The following is a 15,960-nucleotide window of genomic DNA, read 5'->3' on the forward strand; positions in this document are numbered from 1 at the left end:
CCTGATACGAGTTAATCAGGGTTTGACGTATACAGCACGATCTCCAAACCGGCTGTCGTGGATTTATTCCAAAATGACTGCCTCCCGGTCGGAGAAGTTCCTCGACCTGCTTGTTCGGGCTTCAGGCATAAAAAAGGGTTGGTTTTTTACGCCAACCCTTTTTCAATTACGAATCGCCTTTTTGCACAGTATCGCAAGACTGATCAATGCCCTCGTTATCGATATCGCAATTTGATTCCAGCCACATAGCGTTGATGACGGCAAAAGCAGCGGCGAAGCTGGCGCCCAATATCCAGGTGAAATACCACATGCGTGTTTCTCCTCTTAATCTTAATAGAGTGTATGTGAATCTTTTAACACGGCAGCTTCAGTGATGCTGCCCCAGATCACTTTGTAAACCCAGCGCGTGTATAACAGCACAATCGGCAGGAAGACCACGGTAATCCAGAATGCCAGCAGTAGCGTAGTGTGGCTGGCCGTCGCATCCCATAATGTCAGGCTGGAACGCGGATCGGAGGTCGAAATCAGCAGGAATGGAAACAGCCCCAATCCCACAGTCAACAATACCCCGCTGATACCGATACTGCTCATCAGGAAAGCCCCGGCCTTGGATTGCCCCTTGCCCAGCAGCCAAGCCAAGGCAACCCCCGCCAAGCCTAGCACGGGCGCAAGCAGCATCCAGGGCGTAGCAAGGAAATGATGCAACCAACCCGAACCAGCGGCAACAACGGTTTTATTGAGCGGATTCGATGCTGCGGATGCCCCCGCCATCTGCGTGATTTCAGGACGGTCAACGGACGACATCAGCCATAACGTTGCTACCGTCAGACTGATCAGCAACAGCGGGCCTAGCACTGATACGGCTGTTCTGGCACGATCATGGATTACGCCTTCCGTGCGCCACTTCAGGAACAGAGCGCCATGAAAACTGGTAACCAGCAGGCCGATTACGCCGCATAATAACGCAAAGGGGCTCAGCAAGGCCCAGAACGAACCGTCATAGAAAGAGCGCAAATCCTGATCAAGGTGAAACGGCAGTCCGAGCAGCAAATTGCCGACCAAAACGCCCAACAGGATCGGCGGCAAGGTTCCACCGATAAATAATCCCCAATCCCAGGCATTGCGCCAAGCCGGATTGCCGATTTTACTGCGGTAGTCAAAGCCTGCCGGCCTAAAAAACAAGGAAAACAGCACCAGCAACATGGCGGCATACAACCCCGAAAACAGTGTCGCATACACGGCAGGCCAGATCGCAAAAATAGCGCCACCCAGCAATATCAACCAGACCTGATTACCTTCCCAAGTGGCGCCTACCGTATTAATGATGACGCGACGTTCCACATCGCTCTTACCCAACAGCGGCAGTAAAGTGCAGATACCGAAATCGAACCCTTCAGTCAGCGCAAAGGCGATGGCAACGACGCCGATAAACAGCCACCAGATCAGGCGAATGGTTTCATAATCGAACATAATATGATCCTTATTGAATAATTAAAGGAATTTCTCAGTGGCCTTGGGCAACCTGTAACTCATGGTGATAACGGCCCGTGTGAAGACTGCTGGGTCCAAGGCGAACATACTTGAACATCAGGTATAGCTCAATAACCAGCAGTGTCGTGTAGAATAATGCGAAACCGCCGATACTAAACCAGAGCTGCTCACTGCTGAGACTGGAAACGCTCATATGGGTCGGCAGAATACCGGAAATGGTCCAAGGCTGACGGCCATACTCGGCGACAAACCAGCCGGTCTCGGCTGCGATCCAGGGCAAAGGAATACTCCATACCGCCATACGCATCAACCAGCGTTTCTGGTCCGCATTGCGGACAGCGCAATGGTAAAAAGCTACGGCAAAAATAAACAGCATGGTAAAACCGCAAACGACCATAATACGGAACGTCCAAAACAACAGCCCTACCTTCGGAATCGTATCGTTGGCCGCTTTTTGAATCATCTCGGCATCGGCATCCACGACTTTGTCGGTATATTTTTTCAGCAGCAACCCGTAGCCCAAGTCATTTTTATGGGCATCAAAACGTTGTCGAGTCTGTTCGCTGTTATCGCCGGCGCGCAGTTTTTGCAGCTCGGCATAAGCCATCATACCGCTCCTGATGCGATCAGCGCTTTCATTGCGAAGATCTTTCAAGCCTTTCACATCTTCATCAATGGAACGAGTCGCTATCAATCCAAGCAGATAAGGCACTTTTACCGCCATGTCGGTTCTTTCATGCTCCTGATCAGGCAAGCCAAACACCGTAAAACTGGCCGGCGCCGGGCTGGTTTCCCATTCCGCTTCGATCGCCGCCAGCTTGATCTTCTGGGTTTCGCCGGAGGTATAGCCGCTTTCGTCTCCAAGCACAATCACCGACAGGATTGATGCCAAGCCGAATGCTGAAGCGATCGAAAAAGAACGCCGGGCAAAGCCGACATCGCGTTTATTCAGCAAATACCAGGAACTGACACCCAACACGAACATTGAACCGGTCACATAACCCGCTGCAACCGTATGGACGAACTTAACCTGAGCAACCGGATTGAAAAACACGTCGGCAAAGCTGGTCATTTCCATGCGCAGCGTTTCATAATTGAATTCAGCTCCCACCGGATACTGCATCCAGCCGTTGGCGATCAAAATCCACAGCGCCGATACGCTAGTACCTATCGCCAGCAGCCAAGTCACAACTAAGTGCTGTACTTTGGAGAGTTTGTCCCAACCGAAAAAGAACAACCCCACAAAGGTGGATTCCAGGAAAAACGCCATCCAGCCTTCACTCGCCAGCAACGGCCCGAAAATATCGCCGACGTAATGCGAGTAATAGGCCCAGTTGGTGCCGAACTGGAATTCCAGCGTCAAGCCGGTGGTAACGCCCATAGCGAAGTTGATGCCGAACAGCTTACCCCAGAACTTGGTCATATCCTTGTAAACCTCTCGGCCGGTCATGACATATACCGATTCCATAATGCCGAGAATAAACGTCATGCCCAAGGTTAGGGGCACGAACAGAAAGTGATAAAGCGCCGTCAGACCGAATTGCATTCTGGACAGCATTACAACATCATCACCGAACATGGCGGAACTCCTTATAAGACTGAGATAAAAGACTTGGGGTTATTGAAGATTGCTTGGCAGGTAGCGAAAAGCGTTGAGCGATATCTGGCTTTTCTGTTGACGATCTGCCTTCCCAGCGGAAAATCAGGAACCAAAGGCCCACCAACAGAATAATTTTGATCAATAATGCAATACCGATTTCCCATCGTAGCAATCCGGGACGCGGCAGAATCCGATTTGTCTTGGCTGAACCAATCATGGCCCCTCCTCTCTGGACTAATTGTTAAATAGTGTTAAAAACAGGGTGTTTCATATTTTCATCAATTATTAAATGGTTTACCGATAACAAGTGTAGATAAAGCCAGTAACAGAATTGATCCGGACACCAGCAAAATCCCCATATCGGCTTGGTGATGCGCCTGTATATCGGAAATCAGCAATCTTGATAGTGCAGTAATGGCGATAAAGATCAGGCACCGTACCGGCATCATATTGGTTTTGAAATAAATGCCGACCATGGCCCCCAGTTCAAGATAAATAAACAGCAGTAATATATCGCCTATGGTGGCATGTCCCTGACTGATCATGCCGGCATACGCCACTACCGCCGACCAGACTACGCTGGCGCCGATAATAAACAAGGCCAAATAGTGAAACACATCTATCAACAAGCTGCCTAACTCATCGACAAATGTTTTACTTGTCTCCCTAAATGCGTTAATCATTTCTTTTTGCATACAACAACCCTCATGCTCGCTCTTTCTATCCCTGAGAAACTAAAAATGTCAGCTGGCAGGCTGTCAATCTGCTGGTTCCAGGCCTGACCGCTACTGCAGCAGCTGAATTTAAGAAACTACAATGCCTATCAAATAAGCGCGGCAGATAACGGTAAACAAGGCCAAAAGCTTAAACGCTATTTGCAAAGCATGAATTGCTTCTTTGCTTGCTATAGTATATTAGAGTTTTATAATTTACTAACTTTATTTTGTGTATCCGCTTTTTTCGTTGTTATTTTTATCTAAATGCCTGTTACGTAAAGAGATTGGAAATGAAACTCCTGCCGAGCCCCAGCTTCAAATGAGACGATGAGACACTCTTGATATATTATATTTTTCTTAACTGATGTTACACACGAATCGATTTATGTTTTGTTTTAGTTTTACTGCAATGCCGTGTTCATTCGCACTGCAGAAGCCGGTACGTGGGCGTTTGTCTCCGGTCGAACACCCAAAGAGCATAAGTGAACTTGCCTCTGCAACGGCGTAGCATCAATTCTTAATTCAAGAATGGCGTTATACATGGATGGGGAATAAACTAAAGGCTGTGCTAACGGATCTCACAAGCATTAGTTCCGGCCCGATTATCTTTATTATTTCAGAGGCATTGGTTCAGCCATGCTGACGATGACCAGAACTTTTCAGAGGAAGGTAGAATCCGCCGACAATATAAGGAGCGGTAGAAAAATAAGAGGTTAATGGGCTCTTATTACGGATGGATTAATGTTTGGCAGAAACGGAGAGACAGCCGGCATTTCTACTTGAACAATAATCTTGATCGGCAATTTCCAACAGGTCGATTCCCTAAATCAATAGAAATGGGATTGTACAAAGCCGCAAAATCGGGACGAATTGCAATAACTGTATGGCAGAGCAACTGATGATGAACTCTATAACTTTATCCTGTTTTAATTAAAAGTTTATTAAATAAATGTATAACAATAAGAAACAATATGTATATATTTTGTAATATTGTTAATGACAAAAGTCTAACGTATAGTTGAGTTGCATTTCAAAAAACTTTCAACTCTATGAGGATTTACCTATGAATGACTTTTATAAAGACGTGTTAACTGGGATTGTATTTGTTACCGGTGTATTAGGATTTGTTTCTGGAGAATTTATTATCTCCTCTACGCTGTTCGCAACGGCGGCCATTGCCAGCAACGTCAACCTGAACCGTAAACGGGCCAATGCTGGACATCTGCAATGCGAGTAATCATCCAATTTAACAAACTGCCTGGATTACTTAACCACGTAGCAACTTAATAACTTCCAAGGCTTAATGGCCTTGGAAGTTTTTTATTTTTAGATCTTCCTTCTTTCAAAATTCCTCAAAGCTCCGTATTTCCACTTTTCCTTTGCAGGAGACTCTGCTTCACCCTTTCGTTGTAATACAGCAACTTAATAGAGATAAACATCCTGATAAATTGAGAAAACAACTTAACTTGTAACCTTGATAGTCTCTATTGGCGAGAGGCAAGAAACTTGTTAAGAATAGTCCTTTCCCCACTTCTGCGAAGTACAAATTTCAGTGGCATTGCAGCAGCACATGTAGGGTTCTTGTAACTCGTCGGATTCCGCAATTTTTTCTTTTGACTCTGAAGAAATAACACCCATTATACTGCGATGAAGATAAAGTTTTTACCAAACTGCTGCTTAATCAGTGCATTCATCTAGCAATATCCGCCCATCCTCATCCATCAAAGCGCCGAAAAATTGCTCTTGGCCTTTTTCAACTTGCCTTTACAAGGATAACTACCTGCCGCAGCTGAGCTATATACGCATTCATCGTTATTTCATTGGCTTCAAATGTGTACTATAACAACACCTTTAAGGAAATTTTTGTTATCACTCTTTAAACCATAGCATCATGCGCGAACTGGACGGTCCCGAACTTTATCGAGCACTCAAATACGCCAAGCACCTGGACGAAGAGGAAGTCAGCGAGATCATCGAACGGTTTCAGTTCGATCAAGCAGCTCTGTCGCAAGCAATTTTCAACGTCTTTCCAGCCGTCATTGCCGAGCAAAACCAGGATATGTCATATCTTTTCCTGACCCTATGCTTCGATGTGCTGTGCGTCTTCCAGCAAGCCTTCGGCCCGTTGCCTTCCCAAGAAGGAATGGACTTCGATTGGTTGGAAAAGCAAGCTATGCTTTTGGAGGCTGAACTGCAATCACTGATCAAGGAGAGAGACATGGACGAGAAGATCAGGGCCCGATTACAGAACCGATTCATGCAGCGCTCAACTCAGGGCAGCCCGCAGCCGGTTCTGGTCAGATTCCTGAATAAAGCCATTGAGGACTTCGCGGCAGAAATTCCCAGCAGGAAAACAACCATCCGAGTGACCCAAACCATGGTTTTCATAGTGGTTCAGCTATTCAGCAATCTCTACAGTCATGCTGAAAGTTAACGTCAATGCCATGAAGCGATCTTCAGATGCAAGTTAAACTGTAGAACAGTGAATTTTATGCTTCTATAAATCACATTAATTATCGATAATGGCACTTTAAACTCTTACACGAGATCAGCCATTCATTGACATTTCCTGTTTTTCGTCAAAAATAGCCTTTTTTCCAATTTTATCGACAATGGCAACCAAAACGATTCCTTGCGTCAAAGGCGATTTTTTGCTGGGCAATTTACACCAATATAAAGCTAATCCTTTTCAAGCGCTCTGCAGTTGGCAGCGCGATTATGGAGACTTGGTCAGTTTCAGGCTAGCCACTCGTCAGCTTTATTTATTCAGTCATCCACAGTTAGTGGAACAGGCTCTAGTCAAACAAAGCCATAACTTTGTCAAAATGTACAATCCGAAAAAGCCGACGGGTCTGTCCTTGATTTTAGGACAAGGACTGCTTACCAGCCAGGGCGATTTATGGCGTAGACAACGACGCTTAATGCAGCCGGTCTTTCAGCGCGCCAATTTAACATCCATGCTGCCACAAATGATCACGGCCGGAAATAACCTGTTGCATCGTTGGCAGCAATTAGGTGATGAGGCGCAAGTTAATCTTGCTGACGAGATGATGCAATTGGCACTGGAAGTCATCACCCAAACGATGTTCAGCACCAGCGTACTCGACAAAGTAGGCGAGATCGCATCAGCTTTGGATACCGGATTAAAGTACGCTGCCAAAACCATATCGAATCCTTTAACCCCGCCTTTATTTATACCGACGCCCGCCAATCGAGCATTCAGACAAGCTACCGGCGTATTAGATGACATTATTTACAGCATGATTAATCAGCGCCGATCCCAATCTAGCGCCCAACGCGATTTATTGAGCATGTTGTTGAAGGTGCGCGATGACGATACAGGCAATCCCATGAGTGACCAGCAAATTCGTGATGAAGTGATTACGATTTTCACTGCCGGCCATGAAACCACGGCAAACGTGCTTACCTGGACATTATATTTATTGGCTCGACATCCAGATGTTCTAGCAAAGCTCAAAGCTGAGCTCCATGATCAGTTGCAAGGCAATACTCCCGATGCCGAATCTCTACAGCAATTGGCTTATACCCGGGCGGTATTGAGCGAAGCCATGCGCATCCGCCCACCGGCAGGCATTCTGATACGCAAAATAAGCCAAGATACTGAAATTGACGGGTATGCCCTTAAAGCTGACAGTCTGGCAATATTCAGCATCTACAATGTTCACCATCATCCCGACTATTGGCAACAGCCTGAACAATTTGATCCTGAACGTTTTTTAACGGCTGAAAAACGGAAATTCGCCTATATGCCTTTCGGTACCGGCGAACGCGTGTGCATCGGCAACCATTTTGCCTTACTCGAAAGTCAGTTGCTGCTGAGTATGATTGTTCAGCATTATGATGTGGAATTGCTCAATGCTGATGAAGTCGAGATTGAAATGGCTGTGACTGTACGGCCTAAAGGGGGCATTCCGGTAAGACTAAAACGGCGCTAAAACAATCTTCAGTCCCATTTCAATATTCTGGCTATTGCATTTTTATGCCTGTAAAACTTTAACCTTGATTTAAACGCCGTTGTAGGGTCGAATTCATTCGGCGGGGGACAAACGCCCACGTACCGGCCTCTGCAGTGCGAATGAGCACGGCATCGCAGTAAAACTAAAACAAAACATAGATCGATTCGTGCGTAACATCAGTTTGATAACTAAAGATCAGTATCCATCAGCCTCAACACATAGCCATTTTGCACTTAAAAATATTAATCCCATGATTGCATAAGCCATAGCCCACTCCCACGCGGGAGTTAATGATAAGGCTGTATCGCTAGCTGTCCACTGGTAAGAATGCATCAGGCCACAAGCCGACAATAGACTGGCCGAGCCGCTCCAGAGCGCAGCCTTGATAAAATGACGTTCGATAATCGCGACCGTCAACGCGGCTAGGATCATCGCTGTCATAATAAAGCCCTGCTCCAACGCAAAAGCGCCTTGAATCCAAACATCCGCCTGTTGAAAACGCGCCAGCATTGCATCCGAAAATGCCGGCATGGGTCCATCGCCATAGTCTGCCGCCCGGATACCACTTTTCGCCATGAAGGCGCCCCAAGCCGCAATACCGGGCAGCAACCCCATTACAACCGCCGGCGCATGGTTTTTCGGAGTTTCCTGAAAAGCTTGCGCTGCAATGACAATGCCGATCCACAACATAATCGCCATACCGGCGTCGATCGGAATTGCCCAAGCGATATAAGACAAACTGCCGGTTAAACAAATCAGCGTGACAAACACTCCGTTTAAAATCGAATAGCCGGCACGAGAGCCCATTGCTTTCCAGCCGGGATGACCTATATAAATCGTCGTCGGAAAACAGGAGCCGAACAAACTAGCCGCTAATGTTCCAATGCCATTGATTGCCAAAGAAGATTGCGTAGGGTAACTGTCACCCGCAGCCTCGGCAGATTCAATATTTTGAAGGGAGCCAATGAGATTAAAGAGTCCCATCGGAATGATGACCGACAAATAAGTTAAACTGTGCCCCGAAGTCAGCACTTCGCATAAATCGCCAAGCACCGGTATAGGCAAATACAGATTCAAATCATTATCCGGTCTATCGCCAACGGGAGCCAATCCTATTAACCAAGCTAGCAAAGCACCTAATACTATAGCTACCAAACCTCCCGGAATATTGCCGCGAAAACGCAGCCGGCCAAAATAGACTAATAAAATCACACCTAGTGTCACCAAACCGACGACAGGATGCGCATAGGTGCGAAATAAAAAGCCCAGAGAAATAAATGTTAAGGCGATTCCGGATAAAGTCGATAGCAAAGCTGCACGTGGCGTCGCTTTTCTTAACTTTTCCACAATAAAGGCGCCGCCTAACTCAATCAAACCGGAACCCAAACAAGCCAACAAGCCTGCTTGCCAAGCAATACGTTCGGGATTTTCAGCCCCATCAGCCTCTGCCAGCATTTTTGCCGGCAACATGACTAAAAAAATATAAGCAAATAAAGACACGGCGTTGATGCCGTAAGGCAAGGCACAAACATCATGGCGCCCAGTCGCCGCAGCCAATTGTTTGGCTTGATGAGCATAATAGATATTACCAATCAATAAAGAAACGGCGACGCCAGGCAGAATATGGCGGTAAATCAAATCTTCTGAAAAACCCAGGACCTGATCACATAACCCCACGATAACCAACAATTGCACAAGGTTATCCAAAGCCAAGCCAAAAAAACCGTCAAGATCGGTGCGTACAAACCATTTCACTACAAAAATCCAAGTCCAAAAATGAAACAGAAAAAGTGTCTATTAGTCTGCTTAGGATACCGCCAGAAACAACTTCCCTGAATTGATACAGCAAATCAGCGATAATAATTTTTTAATCCTTCTCAAACTAAGAAGCAAGGATCGGTTTAGGGCATGGAAGGCGGCGAGTTATCCGCTTGAATTGAGTACCTCTTCCGATTTTTAGCCCATCAAAAGGGCAGCAAAGCTCATTGCATTTACTGTCTTTATAGCGGGCCAGAACTCCGTTATTTCAACCTGGGCTTAACTATAACCCTGGTTTATCAAGGAGGACATGAGTAGTTAAGCTGTCCCTCAACAAACACGCTATAGGTGCATGGATTACTTCCACCGTTGTAAGTGCCGCCAGTATGTAAAACATAAAACCCACTTTTCGATCCGGCAATAATTATACCGTTACACACCATATTTTCTTCGCCAACTTTTTTACTAACCATCGTGAATGGGTCGGTAAACGGACCGTCATCGAAAATTGCAGAATAGGTTATATTTCCGAGCTTAACTTGATGCCAATGTCCATCATGAGGAACGATCTGATTATTATTGATTGCGCTTTTCATATCGTCCATGAGCTTGCCGATATGAATATGCAATTGATGTTTGCTCCGCTTCGGGAGTGGATTAATCGCGAGTGCAATATTCTCAGTGGGAATATTTTCATCCTTAGCCAGATCCCATGCCAAGTTCCAAGACATTGGGTCCCGGTGAGCATGATCCTCTACACCGATAACAGGATAGTTTGGCACAACCAGCCAATGGCCGGGTCCTTTTGAGGTATCGCAACTGTCATACACTGCATTAAACACAGTATGATAATGGGCCGGCATTGTTCCGATATGTTTAATGTATGGTGGATGATGCGGACAGGAATCACCCGGTTGAACATCTTTGCAGTCCTCAGCACTGTGCCAAAGACTACACGCGCCATTAGCACTGTTCTCTGAATCGGTACAATCTTTGTCCAGGTTTGGTGCATCATCGCCCAAAACAGCAGCGCTGAACTGAGTGAGTAAGGCGAAAGTTATCAGCCGCCAAGCTAAATATGATTTATTCATTTGATTTCCTTCTTACTCAATAAAACCGATGTTGGATTTTACTTAAGTAAATCCAATTGATGGAGTTGAAATAATTGAACTTAGCACTCTGGGTTTATGATGGTATGCATTCCAAGAAGTTTCATCATACCTCGCTACTGTTGAAACCTGAATTACAGACCTGCAATACTCTGGATTTTTGGTGAGTTTTATTGTGATTTTTATTTTGAATATGCCCTACCAAGGACACGCAGAAACTTTCAGGCAATAAAAAAGGCCTTGGTAAATTACCTAAGGCCTTGTTTTACTTGGCTCCCCCGGACGGGCTCGAACCGCCGACCTAATGATTAACAGTCATCCGCTCTACCGACTGAGCTACAGGGGAATAAACTTTTTGTCTTCTTCAATGGCGCGCCCGGAGAGATTCGAACTCCCGACCGCTCGGTTCGTAGCCGAGTACTCTATCCAGCTGAGCTACGGGCGCCTTATTGATCCGACTATTATCCTTCTTTACCTCATCCTTGTCAACCTTTATTTTTCATTCTCTTAAAAAACAAAAATCAACCTTTAATTATGTGGCGGAGAGAGAGGGATTCGAACCCTCGATGCGCTTTTGGCACATACTCCCTTAGCAGGGGAGCGCCTTCGGCCTCTCGGCCATCTCTCCTAAAACTTTTACTCTTCTGAACCGGTTAAGCCTGTAGACTCGGCCTGTTCTTTTTTAATCCGTTCGTAAATTTCTTCCCTATGAACAGAGACTTCTTTTGGTGCATTAACACCGATGCGAACCTGATTTCCTTTGACTCCAAGAACAGTGACTGTAACTTCATCACCGATCATCAAAGTCTCTCCTACCCGACGAGTCAAGATAAGCATGGCTTCTCCCTATGTCTATTTAAAAACCACTGTTCTTACACAGCATCCAACCAAGAACGACAATTATAGCAGCTTTTTCAGATAAATAAAGTCCTAAGTTAAAATAAAATCTAAGACTCTATTTCTTGGTCTAGCTTAAAAGCCGCATGTAATGCTCTGACCGCCAATTCCAAATATTTCTCATCAACAACGACGGAAATTTTAATTTCCGATGTCGATATCATTTTAATGTTTATGCCTTCTTTTGCAAGCGTTTTAAACATAGTGCTGGCAATTCCAGCATGAGAACGCATGCCTACGCCTACAATTGAAACTTTTACTATGCTGTCATCTCCAGTCACTTTTCTGGCCCCAAGCTCTGCACATCCATTTTCCAACAAAGCTTTTGCTCTGGGATAATCGTTGCGATGCACGGTAAAGGTAAAATCAGTCGTCGCGTCATCAGCAATATTCTGGATGATCATATCGACTTCGATATTTGCATCAGCTATCGGCCCAAGAATTTTAAATGCAACACCTGGTAAGTCAGGCACGCCAGTAATGGTTAATTTCGCCTCGTCACGATTAAATGCGATTCCGGAAACTAAAGCACTTTCCATTTGTGATTCCTCATAGGTAATGAGCGTACCCTTACCTTCTGTAAATGATGATAATACTCTTAAAGCAACATTATACTTGCCGGCAAACTCTACCGATCTTATTTGCAATACTTTTGAACCCAAGCTGGCCATTTCCAGCATTTCTTCAAAGGTAATCTTATCAAGTCTGCGGGCTTTCGGTTCTACCCGAGGATCAGTGGTATAAACACCATCCACATCGGTATAGATGTGGCACTCATCGGCTTTCAAAGCGGCAGCCAAAGCGACAGCGGTCGTATCAGAACCTCCGCGCCCTAGCGTTGTAATATTGTTGTTTTCATCAACCCCCTGAAAACCGGCGACAACCACTACTTTACCTGCACTAAGATCAGCTCGCATGCGGGTGTCATCGATATTGCGAATGCGCGCTTTCGTATGACTGCTATCGGTCAGAATTTTTACTTGCCCACCTGTATAGGAGCATGCTGGGCATCCAAGCTCATGCAAAGCCATACTTAAAAGCGAAACGGTAACCTGCTCTCCTGTGGAAAGCAGAACATCCATTTCTCTTTCGTTGGGCTGTGGTTGCATTTCTTTTGCCAACGCAACCAGACGATTGGTTTCTCCGCTCATTGCTGAAACGACAACAACAATCTGATCCCCCAGATCATGCACTTTTTTAACTTTTTTGGCGACTGCTTTAATACGCTCTACAGAGCCTACCGATGTACCGCCAAATTTATATACATATAATGCCATTCACTATAACCTTATCTTCAAGCATTCATTTGCTCTTGCACCCAAGCAGGAACTTGAGCCAGTGCCTCAGCCAACTTTGACGGATCGTTGCCGCCAGCCTGAGCCATATCAGGCCGGCCACCGCCTTTGCCGCCGACTTTAGTCGCTACAAAATTAACCAGATCACCGGCTTTTACACGGCCCATCTGATCTTTGGAAACACCTGCGCACAGCATGACCTTATCGCCCTCGACGACTGCCAGCACGATTGCAGAGCTACCTAATTTGTTTTTCAGCTGATCCACCATGTCGCGCATGGACTTAGGATCAACGTCATCAAGTTTAGTGGCCAGTACTTTGATCCCATTGACATCGATGGCCTGAGAGCTGAGCTCACCACCTGCTGAACTTGCCAGTTTCGATTTCAGCCGCTCCAGCTGTTTTTCCAGCGACTTATTCTTTTCTATCAGCTGCTCGACCTTTTCAGATGCCTTATCCGCCGAACTTTTCAAAAGCCCCGCAATACTGCTCAATGCTTTATCGCGGCATTCGATCCAGTCAATACAGACACTGCCAGTAACCGCCTCAATACGTCTGACGCCAGCAGCAATACCCGTTTCACTGATTATCTTAAAGCAACCTATATCGCCTGACCGCTCAACATGCGTACCGCCGCACAGCTCGGTTGAGAAGTCGCCGATTTTTAAGACCCTGACTTCGTCGCCATATTTTTCGCCGAACAAGGCCATGGCTCCGGCATTCATAGCTTCATCTTTTGCCATAATCTGCGCGGAAACAGGATTATTCATGCGGATCTGCTCATTGACCAGGCGCTCAACAGTGCTGATTTCGTCAGCCGTTACCGGCTCAAAATGGGAAAAGTCAAAACGCAAGCGCTCCGGGTTAACCAGTGAGCCTTTTTGAGCCACATGCTCGCCCAAGACCTTTCTTAATGCCGCATGCAACAAATGCGTAGCAGAGTGATTCAATTCGGTTGCTTTTCTATCTGCTGCACTGACACGCGCATCGCACAATTGGCCCTTGTTTAGTGCTCCGGCAGTCACCCTACCTTTATGCAAGAACAGATTACTGCCCTGTTTTTGTGTATCGGTAACTTCAAATACCGCACCACCGGCTTCAATTTTGCCGCAATCACCTACCTGACCGCCGGATTCAGCGTAGAAAGGCGTCTTATCCAGAACCACAATGCCTTCATCGCCTTCTTTGAGGCTATCGACCGGCTGACCTTTTAAATAAAGGCCGAGGATATGCACCTGATCATCGAGTTGTCCGTAACCGGTAAATTCGGTCTGCACGTCCAGCTTGATATCCTGATCGTAATCGGCCCCGAAACTGCTGGCCAGCCGCGCTCGTTCCCGTTGCTCAGACATAGCCATTTCAAATCCGGCGTGATCGACAGTGAGATTGTTTTCACGGGCAAAGTCAGCCGTCAAATCCACTGGAAAACCATAAGTATCATAAAGCTGAAATACAGTCTCGCCAGGAATCACAGAGCCTTCCATTTTGGCCACGCAGGCTTCAAGGATTTTCATGCCTTGTTCCAAAGTTTCAGCAAAACGCTCTTCTTCCTTTTTCAGAACGCGTTCAACCTGTGCCTGCCCATTTTTAAGCTCAGGGTAAGCTTCGCCCATTGCTTCGACCAGTGGCGCGACCAATTTGTAGAAAAACACCTCACGGATACCTAGACGATAACCGTGGCGAATAGCCCGGCGAATGATGCGCCGCAAGACATAACCGCGCCCCTCATTTGAAGGCATGACGCCATCAGCCACTAAAAAGGCACAGGAACGGATATGATCGGCGATCACGCGCAATGAACTTTGCGTTAAATCATGGGTTCCGGCAATCTCGGCCGCAGCCCGCAGCAATTTCTGAAACAGATCAATCTCATAATTGCTGTGTACGCCCTGCATTACCGCAGAAATCCGCTCAAGCCCCATGCCGGTATCAACAGAAGGTTTGGGCAGTGGATGCAAATTGCCTTCACTGTCGCGATCATATTGCATGAATACCAGGTTCCAGATTTCGATATATCTGTCGCCGTCTTCATCCGGCGAACCTGGAGGGCCCCCGGCAATTCCTTCGCCGTGATCATAGAATATTTCAGTACAAGGCCCGCAAGGCCCTACGTCGCCCATAGACCAGAAATTATCCTTGGCGCCGATTCTTGAGAACCGGTTTGGATCAATCCCAACATCCTGAAGCCATATTTTTTCCGCTTCGGAGTCTTCCTCAAAAACAGTTACCCATAATTTCTGCGGCGGAATATCCAACTCTTTCGTTAAAAATTCCCAAGCATAATAAATCGCTTCTTTCTTGAAATAATCGCCGAAACTGAAATTGCCCAGCATTTCAAAAAAGGTATGATGGCGTGCCGTATAACCGACATTTTCCAAATCGTTATGCTTGCCACCCGCCCTGACGCAGCGCTGACTAGTCACCGCCCGGTTATAATCACGGTGCTCTCTGCCTAGGAATACATCTTTAAACTGCACCATGCCGGCATTGGTGAATAACAATGTCGGGTCATTGCCGGGCACCAGGGAGCTTGAAGGCTGTACAGAATGTCCTCGTTCACGAAAGAATTCCAGAAAAGCAGTGCGCAGTTCTGAGCTAGTCATTTTTTTCATGGTAATGGTAAATAAATGATTTTTAAAACTAAAATTTATTCTTGTTAATATTCAAATGGTCAAGCAAAGCGCTGATCATTTCACCAGTAAAGCCGCGGTGCAACAAAAATCGACTGCGTTTAGCCCACTCGTTTCTGTCCAGATTTTTTTTATGATTATATTTTTTGTTGTAAACCTGTTCCAGCAAGTCCATCCAGCTACTGTCAGACTCCTGCAAAACTGCGTCTAAATCAATCTCGTCAACACCATTTTGCCGCAGTTCATATTCAATGCGAACAGGTCCGTAGCCTTTCTGCATGCGGTAGCGAGCGTAGTTCTGCGCATAACGTTGGTCATCCTGCCAGCCTTGCTGTACCAATTCATCAATGACAGCCGATACATCTTCCCTATCAAAGCCTCTGCCTGTCAGTTTATTGAGCAATTCTTTCCGGCTGTGATCTCTACGGGCCAGCAATCGCAGGCAAGTTTCTTTAATATCCTTATGAACGTCATTCACAACAGGCTA

14 protein-coding genes and 3 tRNA genes are annotated in these 15,960 nt (G+C 46.2%); 3 read left to right on the plus strand and 14 right to left on the minus strand.

From position 1 onward, the window contains the following. Positions 1–166 precede the first annotated feature (166 nt). The 5 genes from cydX to IT781_RS01550 all read right to left on the minus strand — a co-directional run bounded on the left by cydX (position 167) and on the right by IT781_RS01550 (position 3,774). On the minus strand, positions 167–310 hold the full coding sequence (gene cydX / locus IT781_RS01530; protein ID WP_194968370.1) for a cytochrome bd-I oxidase subunit CydX: 144 nt from the start codon (positions 308–310) through the stop codon (positions 167–169). Positions 311–330: 20 nt separating this feature from the next. Then, entirely contained in the window at positions 331–1,470 is a 1,140-nt protein-coding gene (gene cydB / locus IT781_RS01535; protein ID WP_194968371.1) for a cytochrome d ubiquinol oxidase subunit II, read from the minus strand. Between the two features lie 34 nt (positions 1,471–1,504). Beyond that, entirely contained in the window at positions 1,505–3,070 is a 1,566-nt protein-coding gene (locus IT781_RS01540; RefSeq protein ID WP_194968372.1) for a cytochrome ubiquinol oxidase subunit I, read from the minus strand. Continuing rightward, positions 3,060–3,308 carry a hypothetical protein gene (locus IT781_RS01545; protein WP_194968373.1) on the minus strand — a complete coding sequence of 83 codons (249 nt, stop codon included), beginning with the start codon at positions 3,306–3,308 and terminating at the stop codon, positions 3,060–3,062. Before IT781_RS01545 ends, IT781_RS01540 begins: the two co-directional genes overlap by 11 nt. 61 nt (positions 3,309–3,369) lie before the next feature. Then, the gene (locus IT781_RS01550) at positions 3,370–3,774 is read right to left on the minus strand and encodes a phosphate-starvation-inducible protein PsiE (RefSeq protein WP_228778847.1); all 405 of its coding nucleotides are present in this window, start codon (positions 3,772–3,774) and stop codon (positions 3,370–3,372) included. Between the two features lie 1,096 nt (positions 3,775–4,870). On the opposite strand from IT781_RS01550, the gene IT781_RS01555 reads away from it, so the two are divergent. The 3 genes from IT781_RS01555 (at position 4,871) to IT781_RS01565 (ending at position 7,763) form a co-directional block, all read left to right on the plus strand. Then, positions 4,871–5,044: a hypothetical protein gene (locus IT781_RS01555; RefSeq protein ID WP_194968375.1), complete on the plus strand. Its 174-nt coding sequence runs from the start codon at positions 4,871–4,873 to the stop codon at positions 5,042–5,044. A gap of 654 nt (positions 5,045–5,698) precedes the next feature. Further along, positions 5,699–6,241, plus strand: a complete 543-nt coding sequence (locus tag IT781_RS01560) for a hypothetical protein (RefSeq protein WP_194968376.1) — start codon at positions 5,699–5,701, stop codon at positions 6,239–6,241. A gap of 178 nt (positions 6,242–6,419) precedes the next feature. After that, entirely contained in the window at positions 6,420–7,763 is a 1,344-nt protein-coding gene (locus IT781_RS01565; protein WP_194968377.1) for a cytochrome P450, read from the plus strand. A 216-nt stretch (positions 7,764–7,979) separates the two neighbouring features. On the opposite strand, the gene IT781_RS01570 is transcribed toward IT781_RS01565, so the two are convergent. The 9 genes from IT781_RS01570 to IT781_RS01610 all read right to left on the minus strand — a co-directional run bounded on the left by IT781_RS01570 (position 7,980) and on the right by IT781_RS01610 (position 15,951). Further along, positions 7,980–9,539 carry an NCS2 family permease gene (locus tag IT781_RS01570; RefSeq protein WP_194968378.1) on the minus strand — a complete coding sequence of 520 codons (1,560 nt, stop codon included), beginning with the start codon at positions 9,537–9,539 and terminating at the stop codon, positions 7,980–7,982. A 302-nt stretch (positions 9,540–9,841) separates the two neighbouring features. Continuing rightward, entirely contained in the window at positions 9,842–10,633 is a 792-nt protein-coding gene (locus IT781_RS01575; protein WP_194968379.1) for a CDP-diacylglycerol diphosphatase, read from the minus strand. A gap of 288 nt (positions 10,634–10,921) precedes the next feature. Continuing rightward, positions 10,922–10,997, minus strand: a tRNA-Asn gene (locus IT781_RS01580). Positions 10,998–11,019: 22 nt separating this feature from the next. Further along, positions 11,020–11,096, minus strand: a tRNA-Arg gene (locus IT781_RS01585). Between the two features lie 92 nt (positions 11,097–11,188). Then, positions 11,189–11,279 (minus strand) — tRNA-Ser (locus tag IT781_RS01590). An 8-nt stretch (positions 11,280–11,287) separates the two neighbouring features. Continuing rightward, entirely contained in the window at positions 11,288–11,488 is a 201-nt protein-coding gene (csrA, locus tag IT781_RS01595; RefSeq protein WP_027157308.1) for a carbon storage regulator CsrA, read from the minus strand. Between the two features lie 110 nt (positions 11,489–11,598). Then, positions 11,599–12,825 carry an aspartate kinase gene (locus IT781_RS01600; protein WP_194968380.1) on the minus strand — a complete coding sequence of 409 codons (1,227 nt, stop codon included), beginning with the start codon at positions 12,823–12,825 and terminating at the stop codon, positions 11,599–11,601. A gap of 17 nt (positions 12,826–12,842) precedes the next feature. Further along, on the minus strand, positions 12,843–15,446 hold the full coding sequence (gene alaS, locus IT781_RS01605; protein ID WP_370526874.1) for an alanine--tRNA ligase: 2,604 nt from the start codon (positions 15,444–15,446) through the stop codon (positions 12,843–12,845). A gap of 37 nt (positions 15,447–15,483) precedes the next feature. Then, positions 15,484–15,951, minus strand: coding sequence for a regulatory protein RecX (locus IT781_RS01610; protein WP_194968382.1), 468 nt, complete (start codon positions 15,949–15,951; stop codon positions 15,484–15,486). Positions 15,952–15,960: the final 9 nt, after the last annotated feature.

The organism is Methylobacter sp. BlB1, assembly GCF_015476545.1.
Lineage (GTDB): Bacteria > Pseudomonadota > Gammaproteobacteria > Methylococcales > Methylomonadaceae > Methylobacter.

Coding starts and splice junctions, on each gene's coding strand:
- cydX (WP_194968370.1), bottom strand. CDS start 310: ATGTGGTATTTCACCTGGATATTGGGCGCCAGCTTCGCCGCTGCTTTT.
- cydB (WP_194968371.1), bottom strand. CDS start 1,470: ATGTTCGATTATGAAACCATTCGCCTGATCTGGTGGCTGTTTATCGGC.
- IT781_RS01540 (WP_194968372.1), bottom strand. CDS start 3,070: ATGTTCGGTGATGATGTTGTAATGCTGTCCAGAATGCAATTCGGTCTG.
- IT781_RS01545 (WP_194968373.1), bottom strand. CDS start 3,308: ATGATTGGTTCAGCCAAGACAAATCGGATTCTGCCGCGTCCCGGATTG.
- IT781_RS01550 (WP_228778847.1), bottom strand. CDS start 3,774: ATGATTAACGCATTTAGGGAGACAAGTAAAACATTTGTCGATGAGTTA.
- IT781_RS01555 (WP_194968375.1), top strand. CDS start 4,871: ATGAATGACTTTTATAAAGACGTGTTAACTGGGATTGTATTTGTTACC.
- IT781_RS01560 (WP_194968376.1), top strand. CDS start 5,699: ATGCGCGAACTGGACGGTCCCGAACTTTATCGAGCACTCAAATACGCC.
- IT781_RS01565 (WP_194968377.1), top strand. CDS start 6,420: ATGGCAACCAAAACGATTCCTTGCGTCAAAGGCGATTTTTTGCTGGGC.
- IT781_RS01575 (WP_194968379.1), bottom strand. CDS start 10,633: ATGAATAAATCATATTTAGCTTGGCGGCTGATAACTTTCGCCTTACTC.
- csrA (WP_027157308.1), bottom strand. CDS start 11,488: ATGCTTATCTTGACTCGTCGGGTAGGAGAGACTTTGATGATCGGTGAT.
- IT781_RS01600 (WP_194968380.1), bottom strand. CDS start 12,825: ATGGCATTATATGTATATAAATTTGGCGGTACATCGGTAGGCTCTGTA.
- alaS (WP_370526874.1), bottom strand. CDS start 15,446: ATGACTAGCTCAGAACTGCGCACTGCTTTTCTGGAATTCTTTCGTGAA.